The organism is Variovorax sp. OV329 (assembly GCF_900114785.1).
Classification (GTDB): domain Bacteria; phylum Pseudomonadota; class Gammaproteobacteria; order Burkholderiales; family Burkholderiaceae_C; genus Variovorax.
This window is the reverse complement of record NZ_FOUG01000001.1, coordinates 380,132-396,328: the sequence shown is the minus strand read 5'-3', so window position 1 is coordinate 396,328 and position 16,197 is coordinate 380,132. Positions and strand designations below refer to the sequence as shown.

At 70.5% G+C, this 16,197-nt stretch carries 9 protein-coding genes and 1 pseudogene; 3 read left to right on the top strand and 7 right to left on the bottom strand.

What is annotated here, in order from left to right:
- Positions 1-6 precede the first annotated feature (6 nt).
- Entirely contained in the window at positions 7-303 is a 297-nt protein-coding gene (locus BM345_RS01775; RefSeq protein WP_093374875.1) for a 4-oxalocrotonate tautomerase, read from the bottom strand.
- Entirely contained in the window at positions 249-1,007 is a 759-nt protein-coding gene (locus BM345_RS01770) for a class II aldolase/adducin family protein (protein ID WP_093374873.1), read from the bottom strand. Before BM345_RS01770 ends, BM345_RS01775 begins: the two co-directional genes overlap by 55 nt.
- A 72-nt stretch (positions 1,008-1,079) precedes the next feature.
- On the opposite strand from BM345_RS01770, the pseudogene BM345_RS30450 reads away from it, so the two are divergent.
- Together BM345_RS30450 and BM345_RS01760 are read left to right on the top strand one after the other, a co-directional pair.
- Positions 1,080-1,586, top strand: a pseudogene (locus BM345_RS30450) (class IV adenylate cyclase); the annotation flags it as partial.
- 672 nt (positions 1,587-2,258) lie between these two features.
- Entirely contained in the window at positions 2,259-2,909 is a 651-nt protein-coding gene (locus BM345_RS01760; protein ID WP_093374869.1) for a dihydrofolate reductase family protein, read from the top strand.
- 724 nt (positions 2,910-3,633) lie between these two features.
- Here the strand turns inward: BM345_RS01760 and BM345_RS01755 are convergent.
- Positions 3,634-4,506: an ion transporter gene (locus BM345_RS01755; protein WP_093375284.1), complete on the bottom strand. Its 873-nt coding sequence runs from the start codon at positions 4,504-4,506 to the stop codon at positions 3,634-3,636.
- A 100-nt stretch (positions 4,507-4,606) separates the two neighbouring features.
- Between BM345_RS01755 and BM345_RS01750 the strand changes: the two genes are divergently transcribed.
- Positions 4,607-5,635 (top strand): autotransporter outer membrane beta-barrel domain-containing protein, encoded by a 1,029-nt coding sequence (locus BM345_RS01750; protein WP_175544866.1) that lies wholly within the window; start codon positions 4,607-4,609, stop codon positions 5,633-5,635.
- Positions 5,636-5,650: 15 nt separating this feature from the next.
- Here the strand turns inward: BM345_RS01750 and recD are convergent, their stop codons facing one another.
- The 4 genes from recD to BM345_RS01730 form a co-directional block, all read right to left on the bottom strand.
- Positions 5,651-7,813, bottom strand: coding sequence for an exodeoxyribonuclease V subunit alpha (recD, locus tag BM345_RS01745; RefSeq protein ID WP_217653945.1), 2,163 nt, complete (start codon positions 7,811-7,813; stop codon positions 5,651-5,653).
- The gene (gene recB / locus BM345_RS01740) at positions 7,810-11,586 is read right to left on the bottom strand and encodes an exodeoxyribonuclease V subunit beta (protein WP_093374865.1); all 3,777 of its coding nucleotides are present in this window, start codon (positions 11,584-11,586) and stop codon (positions 7,810-7,812) included. The genes recD and recB overlap by 4 nt, the downstream gene beginning before the upstream one ends.
- Complete coding sequence (recC, locus tag BM345_RS01735) at positions 11,583-15,098, bottom strand: exodeoxyribonuclease V subunit gamma (RefSeq protein ID WP_093374863.1); 3,516 nt, start codon at positions 15,096-15,098, stop codon at positions 11,583-11,585. The genes recB and recC overlap by 4 nt, the downstream gene beginning before the upstream one ends.
- Before the next feature lie 95 nt (positions 15,099-15,193).
- Positions 15,194-16,090 carry a DUF72 domain-containing protein gene (locus BM345_RS01730; protein WP_093375280.1) on the bottom strand — a complete coding sequence of 299 codons (897 nt, stop codon included), beginning with the start codon at positions 16,088-16,090 and terminating at the stop codon, positions 15,194-15,196.
- Between the last annotated feature and the right edge of the window lie 107 nt (positions 16,091-16,197).

Here is a 16,197-nt window from a genome sequence, read left to right as displayed (position 1 = left end):
GGGTCTTCAGCCGGCCGGCTTGGCGGCGGGTGGATCGCTCCACAGCTTGCCGCCGGTGGCCCAGTTCTGCTTGGCGATGTCGTAGAAGACCACGTCCACGCCGTCGGCCGAGCCGCCCAGCGTCTTCACCACGGCCTCGGTCACGGCCTGCGCGAAGGCGCGCTTCTGATCGACCGTGCGGCCTTCGAACAATTCGACTCGGATGGTGGGCATGTGCTGATATCTCCTCTTGGGTGTGTTGATTGCATTCAGTCGCGGTAGCCAGGCGATGTGCGGTCCAGCCGGCGCAGCAGGGCCGGCCATTCCACATCACCATCCCACACGCTGCCGTCGCCCACCCACTCGTCGTAGGTGCGCTGCGCCAGTTCGGCGTGTACGACCGGCACCACGCCACCGGCAGCGGCCATGGCTCGAAGCTGGGCCTGGGCCGCGCGTTCGAGCAGATGCATGAGCATCCAGGCCTCGGCCACCGTCCGGCCCACGACCAGGGTGCCGTGGTTCTCCAGGATGAGGCCGTCAAGTTCGCCCAGGTCTTCCTTCAGGCGCTCCTGCTCCTCGGCGCCCAGCGCAAGCCCTTCGTAGGCATGGCGGCCCAGCCGGCCGTACAGGCGCATGGCGTACTGCGAGGTGGGCTGCAGCCCCTCGGGCAGCATGGACAGCGCCACGCCCCATGGCGTGTGCAGGTGGATCACGCACTCGACCTCGGGCCGCGCCTGGTGGACCGCGCCGTGGATGGAAAAGCCGCTGGGGTTCACCGGGGCACCCGAGCCGTCGACAACTTCGCCGCGCACGTTGACCTTCACCAGGCTGGAGGCCGTGATCTCGTCGAAGGTGGCGCCGAAAGGATTGAGCAGGTAGTGCCCCGGCTCGCCGGGCACGCTGGCCGACAGGTGCGTGTAGACCGTGTCGTCCCACCCGTTGACCGCCGCCATGCGGTAGGCGGCCGCGAGGTCGATGCGCACCTGTGCTTCGGTGCGCGGCGGCCGTTGGCGAGCAGGTGCGTTCATGGGTGTCGAAGACGAGCGTGCGAGGGGCGCCACTTTAGCGCGAGCCGGCCGGCCTTGCGGCATGATCGGCGAATGGCACGCAACATCGAGATCAAGGCCCGCGTGGCCGACCTGCAAGCCGTTGCCAAAGCGGCCGAGAGACTGGGGGCACAGGGCCCCACCGGGATCCTCCAGGACGATGCCTTCTTCCCCTGCCCCAACGGCCGCCTGAAGCTGCGCGCCTTTGCCGACGGCACCGGCGAGCTCATCTTCTACCGCCGCGCCGACCAGGCCGGCCCGAAGGAATCCTTCTACCTGCGCAGCCACACGACGCAGCCCGATGTGCTGCGCGAAAGCCTGGTGCTCGCCTACGGCAGCGCCGGCCGCGTGCGCAAGAAGCGCCTGTTGTATATGCACGGCCGAACGCGCATCCACATCGACGACGTCCAGGGCCTGGGCAGCTTCGTCGAGCTGGAAGTGGTGCTGCGCGATGGCGAATCCGCGGAAGACGGCGTGCGCGAAGCGCATCAGCTGATGGAGGACCTGGCCATCGACCCGGCCCAACTGATCGAAGGCGCCTACGTCGACCTGCTTCAGGCGGCCACCCCCACCCTGCCCGAGGCATTGACGGCTTCCCTGGTCGACCGTCATCGCGAAAGTGGGCGTTACTACCACGGCCTGTCGCATGTGGAAGCCCTGCTGCGCTGGCTCGACCGCTCGCGCGGCCTGGCGGCCGACGCGAGGGCGATCGAGGCCGCGATCTGGTTCCACGACGCGGTGTACGACACGCGCAGCAAGCGCAACGAAGCGGACTCGGCGCAGCTCGCGCGCCGCGAACTCGAAGCGCTGGCGTGGCCGCAGCCGGCGATTGCCAAGGTGGAAGCGATGGTGCTGGCCACGGCCGGCCATGCATTGCCGGCCGCCGCTGACGAGGACACGCGGCTCTTCATCGACCTGGACCTGTCCGTTCTCGGCCAGCCGGCGCCGGTGTATGCGGCGTACGCAGAGGCCATCCGGCGCGAGTACCACTGGGTCGACGAAGCGGCCTACCGTGCGGGACGCCAAGGCGTGTTGCGCGCCTTCCTGGAGCGCCCGCGCATCTACAACACGCAGCGCTGGCACGACGCCTGGGAGGCCCAGGCGCGCGCCAACCTTCGGCAGGAATTGGCAAGGCTGGAAGGCCGCTGAGCAACGAGGCCGACGACCATTGCGCGCGCTCCGAAAGCCCGCAAGACTACAGACTTCACGATTTGAACCCAGGAGACCCGACTGATGTCATCCCAGAAACTCCGCGTCAACTGCTTCACGATCTCGCTGGACGGCTACGGCGCCGGCGTCGACCAGGCGCTTGCGACACCGCTGGGCGTGCATGGCACGGATCTGCATGGGTGGATGCTCGGCACGCGCAGCTTCAGGAAGATGCTCGGCCAGGAAGGCGGCAGCACCGGCGTCGACGAATCCTTCGTGCAGCGCAGCTTCGAGAACATGGGCGCCTGGATCATGGGCCGCAACATGTTCGGTCCGGTGCGCGGGCCGTGGCCCGACGACGAGTGGAAGGGCTGGTGGGGGCCCAACCCGCCCTATCACGTGCCGGTGTTCGTGCTAAGCCACCACGCGCGCGCGCCCATCGAGATGGAGGGCGGCACGACCTTCCACTTCGTGACCGGCGGGATCGGTGAGGCCCTGAAGCTCGCGCGCGAAGCGGCCCAAGGCAAGGACATCCGCGTGGGCGGTGGCGTCTCGACGGTGCGGCAGTACGTGGAGGCGAAGCTGATCGACGAACTGCATCTCGCGGTGTCTCCGGTGTTGCTGGGTGCGGGCGAGTCGCTGTTCCAGGGTCTGGACTGGCGTGCACTCGGCTATCGGTGCGTCGAGCAGGTGGCGACGGAGAAGGCTACGCATGTCGTGTTGAAGCGGGGCTGATCGGGGTCGGTCCTAGCCCGATTCGAGGATGGGGCGCACGGGGCGCACGCGTTCGGGGCGCACGGGGCGCGGCAGGCGGTCAGCGGCGGGGGCTCATCCGGGGCGGTCGATGCTTCGCATCGACTGCGTTGCGGTGCTCACGCTGGGGCTTGTGCCGAAGAACTCGCTCCTCGACCTTCGGTCGATGCGCTCAGACAGCTTCGGCAAGTCAGAAACGGTCGCATTCCTGCCTGCGGCAGGAACGCTCAAGCCCCAGCGCTCCGCTCCTCACCGCCCCGGAAATCGCCCCCGCCGCTGACCGCCTGCCGCGCCCCGTGGGAAACGGTGTGACGGTTTCAACAACGGCCGAACCACGCAACGTCGCCTCTGTTGCTGCCCGTTGTGCATGACGGTTGGAGATGCACCACCGCCGTGTCCCGGTCAAAGGCCCGTGTGCCGCTGTGTGCGCAGCATGCGACTCGGGCGCCGAGCAGCGCAGCGGGACCGGCCTGTTCTTGTGTGCCGAAGGACACACAAGAACTTCAACATCTAGCTTGCGGCGGGTGTCTGAGCGACGGAGTCGCGAGTTCCGCCGCGGGCCGGTCTCGCGAGCAGCGCAGGGGAGCCGGCGCGAAGCGCCGGCCGCCCGAGTCGCATGCTGCGCACACAGCGGCGCACAGGCCTTTGACCCGCCCCGAACACGCACAACGCACAACGCACAACGCACAGAGCAACAGCCCAACAATCACCGAACGTCCGTAGCCTCGTGCCGATAAGGCGGCAACTTCGCGCCGCAATCACTGCAATACCGCGCCGAGATCGAATGCCCCTCGCTCAGACATTCGTGGCACGTGCGCGTCGTCGGCATCCGCAGGATGCGCCTCGACGTGAATTCGGCACTCACGATCCCCGTGGGCACCGCCAGCGTCCCCCAGCCCAGCAGCATCATGGCCGACGCGATCACGCGCCCCAGGTCCGTGTGCGGCGTGATGTCGCCGAAGCCCACCGTCGTCATCGTCGTGATCGCCCAGTAGATGCCCACCGGAATGCTCGTGTAGCCGTGCTCCGGACCTTCGACCACGTACATGAGCGTGCCCATCACCATCACCACCAGCATCACGAAGAGCATGAACACCACGATCTTGCGGCGCGACGCATGCAGCGCCTGCCCCAGCGCCGCGAACTCGTCGACGTACTCGGCCAACTTGAAGATCCGGAACATGCGCAAGAGGCGAAGCACCCGCACGTCGATCAAGGCCGACAGCCCCGGCACCAGGATCGCGAAGTACGTCGGCAGCACCGCCAGCAGGTCGATCAGTCCATAGAAGCTGCGGGCATACACCAGCGGCCGGCGCACGCACGCCAGGCGCGCGATGTACTCCGCGGTGAAGGCGGCGGTGAAGACCCACTCCATCACCGTGAACAGGCGCTGGTAGCGCGCATGCACCGAGCCGATGCTGTCGGCAATCACCACCGCCACGCTGGCCACGATGAATCCCAGGAGCACGATGTCGAACAGCCGGCCCGCGCGCGTGTCGGCTTCGAAGATGATCGTGTACAGGCGCAGCCGCCAGCCCGTCTCGGGGCGGCCCAAGCGCTGCCCGTCCCGCAATTGCATGGTGTCTGGCATGGGCGGCATCGTAGTGCAGGCATGCACCGTTCACCTCGCGTTCACCAACCCGTCCTACAAGGCGCCGAATGACAACGGGAGGGTGTCCATGCGAAACCGAATCCATCCGCATCGAGCGGCCCGCAATCTTCTCCTTGCGGCGGGCTGCAGTGCCTGCGCGGGCATCGTGTCGGCGCAAGCCGTGCGGCCGGAAACCGGCGCACTGCTGGGCCTGCAGCGCCAGACCGACATGATCTTCGTGCACGGCCTGGACGACCGGGGCGACGGCACTGCGAACCAGGGCAAAGGCAGCTGGCTTCGCGGCTTCGGCCAGGGAAGCAAGAGCACCAGCGACAGCAGTCTCTATGACGTCGACGGCAAGTCTTGGGGCCTGCAGGGCGGCTTCGACCTGCCCGGCCCGCCAAGACTGCAGAACTGGCGCTTCGGCGTGATGGGCAGCTATGGCGGCGTCCGCGCCGACGGCACCGCCGCCGGTACGTCGGCCACCTCGCAGGGCCGGGGCGACGGCTACGGACTGGGTTTCTACGGCACCTGGTTCCAGGACCCGGCCCGCCGGCTCGGCTGGTACGCCGACCTGTGGGGGCACTACGCCTGGTTCGACAACCACGTCGACACCACGGGCCTTGCGCGCAACGACTACAAGTCGCACAACACCACCGGCTCGGCGGAGGCCGGCTACGCCATCGGACTGGGCGATGCCGGTGGCTGGGCGCTCACGCCGCAGCTGCAGTGGGTCTACATCCACAACCACAGCTACAACTTCATCGAGTCGGACGGCACGCAGGTCGAAGGCGCGCACCGCGGCGGCTGGAGCAGCCGCCTGGGCCTGCGGATCCAGCGCGCGGCGGCGCCGGGTGGCAGCGACGCCCTGGAGCAGGCGGTGCTGCGCCCGTACGCCGCGATCAACTGGTGGCATGACGCGAGCGGCGACGAGGTGGTCTACGCCAAGACCCTTTCATACAAGGACCTCTACCCGAAGGACCGCTTCGAGCTCAAGGGCGGCGCCGGCGTGGCCTTCGGCAGACAGTGGAGCGGCTGGGGCGAGCTGGGCTGGCAGACCGGCAGCCAGTCCTACAGCGCGTGGACCGCCAGCCTGGGTGCGCGCTATCGCTGGTAGTGCGGCGGGGCCCGCTCAGTCGTCGCCGCCCTCGGAAAGCCCGCCCACTCGCTCCACTCGACGAGCCGCTGCGGCCAGCACCATGTCGGGCGCCGCTGCCAGCGTGAACCAGTGGCGCGCCCGCGTGATGCCGGTGTAGACCAGCTCGCGCGTGAGCACCGGGCTCAATTGCTGCGGCAGCAGCAGGGCTGCGTGGCTGAACTCCGAGCCCTGCGACTTGTGAACCGTCATCGCGAACACCGTGTCGACCGAACGCAGGCGGCTGGGCAGCACCCAGCGGATACCACCCGGCTGGTCGCTGGCCGGAAAGGCCACGCGCAGCCGCCGCTGCTGGAGTGCATCGCCCGACCCTTGCGCACCGGACATGGCAGATGCGCCGAAGGGCACCGAGAGTGCCACGCCCACATCGCCGTTCATCAAGCCCAGGGCATAGTCGTTGCGCGTGACCAGCACCGGCCTGCCTGCATACCAGCCGCCCAGTTCCGGCTCCAGCAGGCCCTGCGCGCGCAGCAGTCCGGCGATGCGGGGATTGAGGCCCTGCACGCCCTGCGGGCCACCGCGCAGCGCACACAGCAGCTGGAACCGCCCCAGCGCCTTCAACACCTCGCGCGCCCATTCGTCGTGCGCCTCCTGCGAGGCGTCCGCCTCGGGTTGCTGCGCGCGCATCAGGCGCAGGTAGTGGCCATAGCCGACCGGAGGCGGCACGGCGCGGCCCTGCTCCTTGCGGCCCTTGCCTGCGCTCGCAAAGGCATCGGGCGCGCCGTCGACCACCAGACGGCGCAGCGCTGCGTCATCGAGCGTCGCCTGCCCCACGCGTTGCAGCGAGGTCGACAGGTCCGCATGGCCGCCGGCCAGCAGTTGCCTCAACGCGGATTCATCGCCGTTGTTCACCGCTTCCGCCAGCCGGCCGATGCCGCTGCCGGCATCGAAGCGGTAGCTGCGGCGCAGCTTCACCACGGCCTGGTCCAGCGGACGTCCGGCATCGTCGCGCAGTGCCGCGTCGATTCGCTGGCCGGTGACGGCCTCCAGCCAATGCACCGTGGCCGCGTCGTAGTGGCCGGCGTCGGCGCGCTGGCACAGGTCGCCCAGCACCGCGCCGGCTTCCACCGACGCCAGCTGGTCCTTGTCGCCCAGCAGGATCAGGCGCGCCTGCGGGCGCAGCGCGGCCAGCACGCAGGCCATCATCTCCAGGTCGAGCATGGAGGCTTCGTCGAGCACCAGCACGTCCAGCGGCAAGGGGTTGCGCGCGTCGTGCCGGAAGTGGCGCGTGTCGGGCCGGCTGCCGAGCAGGCGGTGCACGGTGCTCACGGTGGTGGGGATGGCCGCCCGCAATGCATCACCCTCCGACAGTTGCGCGAACGGCAGCCCGGCCACCGCGCCGGCGATCGATTCGCCCAGCCGGGCCGCCGCCTTGCCGGTGGGCGCAGCCAGCCCGATGCGCAGGCGCGCGCCGCCGCTGGACAGGGCCAGGTGCTGCAGCAAGGCCAGCAGGCGAACGACGGTGGTCGTCTTGCCGGTGCCCGGGCCGCCGGTGACGATGCTGAAGGCCTGCCGCGCCGACAGCGCGCAGGCCACCTTCTGCCAGTCGGTGGCCTCGCCGTCGTCGGCGCGCTTCGGAAACAGCACGTCGAGCGTGGCGGCAACCGCGGCCTGCGCCTCGGGTTGCGCGGCGGCCGTGGGCAGCGCGACGCGGCGCGCCACCTCGGCCCGCACCGATTGCTCGTACTGCCAGTAGCGGCGCAGGTACAGCCGGCGGCCCACGCGCACGAGCGGCGTGGCACCGGGGCCATCGCCCACCAGCTCGGGTTGTGCATCGAGCGCGGAGATCCATCCCTTCAGGCTCACATCGCGGAGCCAGTGCGACGGCGCTTCAACGGCGACGCCTGCAACCGCGTCCTGCACCGGCGCACCGCCCTCCGGCGGCAGGGACAAGGCGCGACCCGCATCCTCCAGCGTGGCACGCAGATCCAGGCAGGCATGGCCGCGTCCGAGCTGGTGGCTGGCCAGCGCAGCGGCCAGGATCACCAGCGGTTCGGCAGCAGGCGCCAGGCGCGAGAAGAAGGCGGCGAGGCTGCGGTCCAGTTCTCGCAACCATCCGGCCTGCACCCAGCCCTCGATGGCATCGAGCACCGGCGCATGCGCGTCGGGCAAGGGGCCGAGAAAGACGGATGCGCTCACAGGTCCAGCTCCAGTTGGCCCTTGCGCGGCGGCGGCGGGCGGATGCCGCGCATCAGGTCGTCCAGCGCGTTCATCAAGGCGAGCGGCGGGCGCTCCATGTGCAGGCCCTGTCCCGTCGCCGCATGGCCGCGTAGGAACAGGTAGACCGCGCCGCCCATGTGGCGCTCGTAGTCGTAGTCCGGCAGGCGCGCGCGCAGCAGCCGGTGCAGGGCGAAGATGTAGAGCACGTACTGCAGTTCGTAGCGGTGGGCCAGCACCTCGGCGCGCATGGCGGCGGCGCTGTAGTCGGCGTCGCGCGGGCCCAGCCAGTTGGACTTGTAGTCGGCCACGTAGTAGCGGCCCTCGTGCTCGAAGACCAGGTCGATGTAGCCCTTGAGCATGCCGTTGACCTGCTGCGGCAGCAGCGGTGGCCGCGCGGCACCGCCCAGCGTGTGGCGGCACACCAGTGCGTCCAGCGCCAGCGTGTCCACCTGCTGGGCCGAGAGGAGGAACTCCATCTCGATCTGCACCTGCATGAGTCCTGCCGGGGCGATCGGCGTCGATGCGCCCAGCGGGGCCAGGTCGAGCGGGCTGTCCAGCCAGGCCAGCAGCCAGGCGTGCAGCGGCTGCGCCCAGTCGGCCCAGCCGCCGACCTGCGCGCGGCGCTCGATCTGCGTCATCAGCTCGGCCTGAAGCGCAGCGTCGGAGCGCAGGCGTGCGAAGCCCTGCCGCCCGGCCCATTCGAGCAGTCCGTGCAGGAAGCTGCCCGGCCCCGCGCCGCGCGCGAACTCGTGCAGGCTGCCGGCGGGCGTCGCGTCGATTGCGCTCGCCGATGCAAGGGGCTGCGGGCCTTCTGCCGCGCTGCTGTCGGCGTAGATGTCCTCTTCCGCGCTGGCGGGTGCCGAAGGCGTGGCGAGCGCATCTTCCAGCGCGTCCTCGCCCTCGAGGTCCCGCGACAGCGCCGCGCCCGCGCGGCGCAAGGCCGAGTAGCTCGCGATCCACCAGCGCTCGCGCGGCCCGGTGGGCAGCGGCGGCGCGGGCTTGGGCTGCAGGTCGACAGCGGGTGGACGGTAAGGCGTGGCCTGCGGCTCGGGCGCCGCTTGCACCGCGATGGCATCGCAGCCCTGGGCGAGGTCTTCCAGGGCGCTATGCAGTGCAGGTGGCGGCAGCGGTTCGCCACCGGACAGCAGGTAGCCCAGCGCGCTGCGCTCCACGTCGGCCAGCGGCAGCACGCCAACCCAGGTGGCGTAGCGTGCACGGGTCAGGGCCACATAGAGCTTGCGAAGGTCCTCGCCCAGGCGCTCGCGGTCCATGCGCTCGACGGCCTCGTCGTCGCACTCCAGCGCCACCACCAGCGTGCCGTCGTCCTCGTGCCATTTCAGCGGCAGCTCGTCACCCTTTGCGGCGCGGAAGCTGGTCGCGAAGGGCAGGAACACCAGTGGGAACTCCAGCCCCTTGGACTTGTGCACGGTGATGACCTTCACCAGATCCGCATCGCTCTCCAGGCGCAGGCGGCGCGCGTCGACCTCGGCGGTGGCGAACTCGCTGTCGTCGCGCTGCTCGGCTAGCCAGCGGATCAGCGCATGCTCGCCGTCGAGCTGAGCGCTGGCCTGCTGCAGCAGTTCGGCCAGGTGCAGCAGGTCGGTGAGGCTGCGCTCGTCCTCGCGGGCCAGCAGGCGCTGCGGCACGCCGAAGTCGTGCAGCAGGTGGCGCAGCATCGGCAGCACGCCCTGGCGCCGCCACATCTGCTGGTAGCGGCGGAACTGCAGCACATGCGCTTCCCATTGCAGCTCGTCGCGGCCCAGCTGGTCCAAGGCTTCCAGTGGAAGGCCCAGCGTGGCGCTGCCCAGGGCCGCGCGCAGCGGCCGGTCGTCCTCGGGCTCGGCGCAGGCCAGCAGCCAGCGCTGCAGGTCGGCGGCCACCGCGCTCTGGAAGACGGTTTCCTGATCCGAGAGGTAGACGCTGCGCAAGCCGCGCTCGGACAGGGCGCCCCGGATGGCGCGCGCCTCGCGGCCGCTGTTGACCAGCACCGCCACGTCGCCCGCCTTCAAGGCACGCAGTTTCCCCGTCCCGCTCATGAAGCCGGCCTCGCCTTCGCCGCCGGCGTTGAGCAGGCGCACGATCTCGGTCGCGCAGGACGCAGCCATGTCGCGCTGCACGTCGCCCTTCTTCGCATCGCCGGCCTCGGGCAGGGTCCAGCAGGTCAGCGCCGGTGCCTCGGCACCGTCTGCCCACCAGCGCTCGCCGCGGCCGCGGGCCTGTACCGCCACGAAGGGCAAGGGGTTGCGGCCCGCCGCATCGCGGAACAGGAAGGCGCCCTGCCCTGTAAGCCGCGCTTCGGCCTGCAGGAACACGTGGTTCACCGCCTCGACCATGCCGCGCGTGGAACGGAAGTTGGTGCCCAGCGTGCTGTGCCGGCCCTCAGTGTCGCGGCGTGCCGCAAGGTAGGTGTGGATGTCCGCGCCCCGAAAGGCGTAGATGGCCTGCTTGGGGTCGCCGATGAGCACCAGCGCGGTGTCCTGCGCATTGCCTGCGGCGCCGTAGACCGCGTCGAAGATGCGGTACTGCAGCGGGTCGGTGTCCTGGAACTCGTCGATGAGGGCCACCGGGAACTGCTGGCGGATCAGCGCCGCCAGCCGCGTGCCGTTGGGCCCCTGCAGCGCGGCGTCCAGGCGCGTGAGCAGCTCGTCGAAGCCCATCTGCGCGCGCCGGCCCTGCTCGACGTCGAAGCGCTGCGCGATCCATTGCGCCGCGTGGCGCAGCAGCGAGGCGCGGCCGTCGGGCAGTTGCGAGACGCGCTGGCGCAGCGTGAGCATGTCGTCCAGGGCGGGATGGTCCGGCACCGGCATGCCGGGCTTGAAGGCCGCGGCCAGGCCCTCGGGCGTGAGGCGCGTCCAGCCCGTGCTGTTGTCGGGCAGCGGAACGATCTCGTCGCTGGCGGCCCAGCGTCGCAGGCCATCCAGCCAGGGCTGGTAGTAGCGCGCCTGCAGCTTCTGCGCGACCACCTGCTTGGCGGCCACCGCGCGGTCGAGCAACTGCTGGAGTTCATCGGCCCACTGCAGCCAGGGCGCCTTCATCTCGGCCAGCAGGCGCTGCGACGCTTCCATGGCCTCGCCCAGCGCCTGCGCGGGCGGCAGGCCTGGGCCCAGGGCATCGCCAAGGAGGCGCAGCTTCTCGACCGCATCGCGCAACTGCTCGGGGTGCGTCCACCACTGCCGCACCTGCTGCGCCTGCTCGCGCGACAGCGGCGTGAAGAAGGTGCGCCAGTAGTCGCGCGCGGCTTCGGCCAGCAACTCGCGCTGGTCGGTCTCCAGGGTCTGGCTGAACAGGGCGCCGCTGTCGAAGGCATGCTCGCGCAGCATGCGGTTGCACCAGCCGTGGATGGTGGAAACCGCGGCCTCGTCCATCCACTCGGCGGCCAGGCGCAGCGTGCGGGCACAGGCCGGCCACTGCGCCGGCGGGTACTCGGCGCGCAGGTCGTGCAGCAGGTCTTCGCCGGGCGAGCGCTCCGGCACGTCGGCCGGCTCGGCCAGGAAGGCCTGCGCGGCCTCGGCCAGGCGCGCGCGGATGCGGTCGCGCAGCTCCTTGGTCGCGGCTTCGCTGAAGGTCACGACCAGGATCTCGGGCGGCGTCAGCGCGCGGCGGAAGGCCACGCCATCGCCGCCATGGCCCAGCACCAGCCGCAGGTAGAGCGCGGCAATGGTGAAGGTCTTGCCGGTGCCGGCACTGGCCTCGATGAGCTGGCTGCCGCCCAGCGGAAGCGTCAGCGCATTCAGCAACTGTGGCGTGCTCATTCGGCGGCCTCTCTTGGCGGCTTGCCCACGGCTTCGCTCATGGGCTTGATGAGCCCCTCGCTCCAGCGCGCGAACTCGCCGCCGTGCCACAGCGCATCGAAGTCGGCAAACGCGCGCGCGAGGTAGTCGTTGTCATCGCGCTCTGCGCGGCGGCCGAAGCGCGGGTCGTGGTCCTCGAAGGTGCTGCGCGCGGCCTCGAAAGCTTCTGCATGCGCGGTGCCGAGGGCGCTGCCACCCTTGTCGACCCAGGCCAGTGCGCTGTGCAGCGCCAGCGGCAACGGACGGCGCAAGCCCTCGCTCCACGCCTGCAGCAGCACGCGCCAGTGCGCCAGCGCCTGCTCCTGCGACAGCGGCGCCAGCCGCACCTTCCCGGCCTTGCTGACAACCAGCGTGGTCATGGGCTGGCCCGCCACGTGCGCGGCGAGGTGCGCCACCCAGAAGGGCACCAGCCGGTCGCGCCGGTAGCTGCGGCCCTTGACCATGCTGCCGCTGTCCAGCAGCAGGCGGCAGCGCTCGCCCGCCGCATTGGCGCGCAGCTGGCCGAGCCAGTCGGACAGGCGCAGCGATTCGTCTTCCTCGCCGGGCGGCAGCACGTCGAGCGCCTCGTCGGCCAGGGCCTGCGGCCACTCGGCCAGCGCCTGGGTGTACTCGCCGAACATCTTGTCCATGGGGGCCGCGAGGTCCTCCTGCACCAGCTCGCCGAAGGGGCCGTCGGGCAGGTCGCCGCGGCGGGCCATGCGCTCCAGCTCCACCTGCAATGCGCCTTCGCGCGTGTCCAGCAACGCGGTCTGCGCGCGGATCAGCTCGTCCTGCAGGCGCCAGTTCTGCAGGCCGTCGATCTGGAAGGGCTCCTGGTCCTCGCCGGCCGGATCGTCGCCTTCGAAGAAGATGCCCAGGCGCAGCCGGAAGAAGCTGCGCGCCGGGTTGCGAAGGAAGTCGCCCAGCAGGCGCAGCGTCAGCGGGCCTTCGAAGCGCCAGGACGGCAGATGCGGGTCGACGGCGGCCTCGGCCGCATCGGGCGCGGCGGCGGCGCGCCACTCGTGCGCATGGCTGAACAGCCGAGGGTCCGCGCCGGCATGGAAGTAGGCGGGGTCGAAGGGCTGCAGCTTGTGCTCGACCGTGAGCGCATGCAGCAGGCGCTCGCCGGCCTGCTCCTGCGCCAGCGCCTCGTCGTCCTTGTGCCGCCAGCCGGCCGCGATGTGGTCGCGCAGCTGCGCCACCAGCACCGAAGGCGGGCGCTCGGAATGGTCGTGGATGCTGCGTCCCACCCAGCTGATGTGCAGGCGCTCGCGCGCCGAGAGCAGCGCTTCGAGAAAGAGATAGCGGTCGTCTTCGCGCCGCGAGCGGTCGCCGGGCCGGTAGTCCTGCCCCATGAGGTCGAAGTCGGCCGGCGCGCGGGTGCGCGGGTAGTCGCCGTCGTTCATGCCCAGCAGCGCCACCACGCGGAAGGGAATGGCCCGCATGGGCAGCAGCGTGGCGAAGGTGACGCTGCCGGCGAAGAAGGGCCGGTTGAGCGTGGGCTGGTCGATCTGCGCCAGCCAGTGCTCGCGCACCACCGGCAGCGGCAGCGCCTCGTCGTGCAGGCCGGCGGCGGCGCAGGCATCGAGCCAGTCCTGCAGCGCGCCCTGCAGCCGGCGCAGGGTGAAGCCGTCGGCCTCGCCCTGCGGCGCGAAGAAGTCCTCCAGCAGCGCACGCAGGCGCTCGCCCCACTGCAGCGGCGTGGCCGGTTCGGCCAGCTGGCGCCAGTGCGTCTCCAGCGCGGAGACAAACTGCACCAGCGGGCCCAGCAGCGCGGCTTCGAGGCCGCCCACTTCATCGAGCGGCTCGATGCCTTCCCAGGCCTGGCCACTGCCCACGGCATAGCCCAGCAGCATGCGCGCCAGGCCGAAGTCCCAGCTGTTCTGCGCCCCGGCTTCGGGCAGGTCCAGTGATTGGCGCTGCTGTGCATGCAGGCCCCAGCGCACGTTGGCGGCGCGCACCCAGCGGTGCAGCAGCGGCAGCTGCGTGGCCTCGATGCCGAAGCGCTCACGCACCGCCGGCACCTCCAGCCAGTCGAGCACGTCGCTGGTCGCGATGCGCGACTGCGGCAGCGCTAGCAGGCGTTCCAGCGCGCCCAGCAGCGGGTCGTGGTGGCGCTGCGCTTGGTCGGCGACGCTGAAGGGGATGTAGCGCGCGTCTTCCGGCGGCAGCAGGCCGAACACCGCCTGGATGTGCGGCGCGTAGGCGGCCACGTCCGGCACCATCACGATCACGTCGCGCGGACGCAGGCTCGGGTCGGCGGCGAAGGCGGCCAGCAGTTGGTCGTGGAGCACTTCCACCTCGCGCTGCGGACCGTGGCTCTGGTGGAAGCGGATGGAAAAATCCTTGCGTGCGTCCAGCGGCTGCCACAGCGCGCGCGATTCGGCCAGCGGACGCAGCTCGCGGATGTCGTCCTGCAACTGGCGCAGCAGGCTGTCCTGCTGGTTGGCGTCGAAGCAGTCGATGCGCTGGCCGATGGCTTCCATCAGCTTCGCATGCTGCTCGTGGGCGCTGTCGAACTGGTCGAGCAGACGGATGAAGTCGCGCCCCTGCTTGCCCCACGCGGCCAACAGCGGGTGCGCATGCAGGTGCCGCTGGTCCTCGGGGATGAAGCCTTCGCTGCCCTTGCGGCGGCGCCGGCGCGACGCGGCCACCTCGGCGCGCAGCAGGTCCTTGTCGGCCAGGATGTGCGACCAGTCGTGCTCCGACGGGTTGTGCACGCACATCAGCACCTGCACCCAGCGCGAGAGCGCAGCCAGCACCTCCAGCGATTGCTGAGGCAGCGAGGAGACGCCGAACATCACCAGCCGGCGCGGCAGGCCATGCGGCCGCGCATCGGCCGGGATCTGTGCGGCGCGCGCGAGGAAGCGCTGGTGCACGGCGGCGCGGCTGCTGCCGGCCTGCAAGTCGCCCACGTCGTCCTGCAGCGCGCGCCACAGGCGCGGCTGCCAGCGCAGCTCGGGCGGCACGGGCTTCAGGCCGCCGCGGCTGGTGAGGATCTCGTCCTCACCCTGCGCCCATGAAGCCAGCCAGTCGGCGCGATAGACCTGGTACTGGTCGAACAGGTCGGCCAGGCGCTCGGCCAGCTGATGGCGCTTGCGCAGGTCGCTGTCGTCCTGCAGGAAGCGTGCGAGCGGCGCGAACACCGGCTCGGCCAGCAACTGCGGCAGGAGGCGCATCAGGCGCCACACCAGCAGCGACTTGTCGAATGGCGAGGTGGCGGGCACTGCATCGTCACCGAGCACCGAGCGGTAGGCGCGCCACAGGAAGGCGGAGGGCAACTCGGTCTTGAGCGCGGCGGCGATGCCCGCGCCGCCCTGCAACACGTCGCGCGCCAGCGAGAGGCGGATCCACTGCGCCACGCCATTGCTCTGCACCAGCACCTGCTCGTCTTCCAGCGGCGCCAGCGGATGGCGCTGCATCCACGCGAGCAGCAGGTCGCGCAGGGCTTCGGGATGGTTGCCGTGGACCACCATGAAGCCGGGCGGGAGCATGGGGGGCGGGTGGGCCGAGGGGGCCTTTTTCTTCAGATCCATAGGCAAGGCTGGCAGTGTAGTGGCGCGGACGACCGCCTCCCGGGCCGCGCCGGTCAGCCGAAGCCGGTGGGCACCTCCAGCCGCTGCGCGAGGCGCGCCGCGTCGAAGGGCGCATCCACCTTCACGTCGTTGTCGAAGTAGCAGAAGACCTCGCGACGGCCGCGTGCCGCCGGCTGGTCCGATGCGAGTTTCGCGTCATCGGGCTGCCGTCCCTGGCGCCAGGCGCGGATGCGCCCGGCCCAGCGGTCCAGCGCCGGATCGCCGTAGCCGCTGGCATAGAGCTTCTTGTCGCCGTGCAGTCGCACATAGGCGAAATCGGCCGTCAGGTCCTCGATGAGCGGCCAGCGCCCCGCCGTGTCGGCCACCACCATCGCAACGCCGTGGCGGCGCAGCAGCGCGATGAACTCCGGGTTCACGAAGCTCTGGTGCCGCACCTCCATCGCATGCCGCAGGCGAAGGCCGCGCGGCGCCTCCAGCCAGCTGCGGCCCTCCAGCCGTTCGTCGTGCGCGCGTGCCAGCGCCAGTGCAGACGCGACGTCATGCGGCAGCAGCTTCAGGAAGTCCTCGATGCGCTGCGCATCGAAGGCCATGCTGGGCGGCAGCTGCCACAGGATCGGCCCGAGCTTGCGGCCCAGGGCCAGAACGCCCGAGGCCAGGAAGTTGGCCAGCGGCACCCGCACGTCCCTGAGCCGATGCATGTGCGTGATGTAGCGCGAGCCCTTGACGGCGAACACGAAGTCATCGGGAGTCTGGCAGGCCCAGTCCTGGTAGGCCTCGGGCCGCTGCAGCGAGTAGAAGGAGCCGTTGAGCTCGATGCTCGGCAGCATGCCGGCCGCGTAGGACAGCTCCAGGTACTGGGGCAAGCCGCGCGGGTAGAAGCGTCCGCGCCAGGGCGCGTAGCGCCAGCCGGAGATGCCGATGTGGATGCCTTCGCCTCTCGCTCGTGCCATGACCATGTCCCAGGACTGCATGGACAGGCTGAACCGCGGCGGGCCCATCCGGCGTAGGACTTGCGCGCGTGTGTGCGCATGGCCGCGCCGCCGATGACATGCCAAGC

Coding starts and splice junctions, on each gene's coding strand:
- BM345_RS01775 (WP_093374875.1), bottom strand. CDS start 303: ATGGCCGGCCCTGCTGCGCCGGCTGGACCGCACATCGCCTGGCTACCG.
- BM345_RS01770 (WP_093374873.1), bottom strand. CDS start 1,007: ATGAACGCACCTGCTCGCCAACGGCCGCCGCGCACCGAAGCACAGGTG.
- BM345_RS01760 (WP_093374869.1), top strand. CDS start 2,259: ATGTCATCCCAGAAACTCCGCGTCAACTGCTTCACGATCTCGCTGGAC.
- BM345_RS01755 (WP_093375284.1), bottom strand. CDS start 4,506: ATGCAATTGCGGGACGGGCAGCGCTTGGGCCGCCCCGAGACGGGCTGG.
- BM345_RS01750 (WP_175544866.1), top strand. CDS start 4,607: ATGCGAAACCGAATCCATCCGCATCGAGCGGCCCGCAATCTTCTCCTT.
- recB (WP_093374865.1), bottom strand. CDS start 11,586: ATGAGCACGCCACAGTTGCTGAATGCGCTGACGCTTCCGCTGGGCGGC.
- recC (WP_093374863.1), bottom strand. CDS start 15,098: ATGCTCCCGCCCGGCTTCATGGTGGTCCACGGCAACCATCCCGAAGCC.
- BM345_RS01730 (WP_093375280.1), bottom strand. CDS start 16,090: ATGGCACGAGCGAGAGGCGAAGGCATCCACATCGGCATCTCCGGCTGG.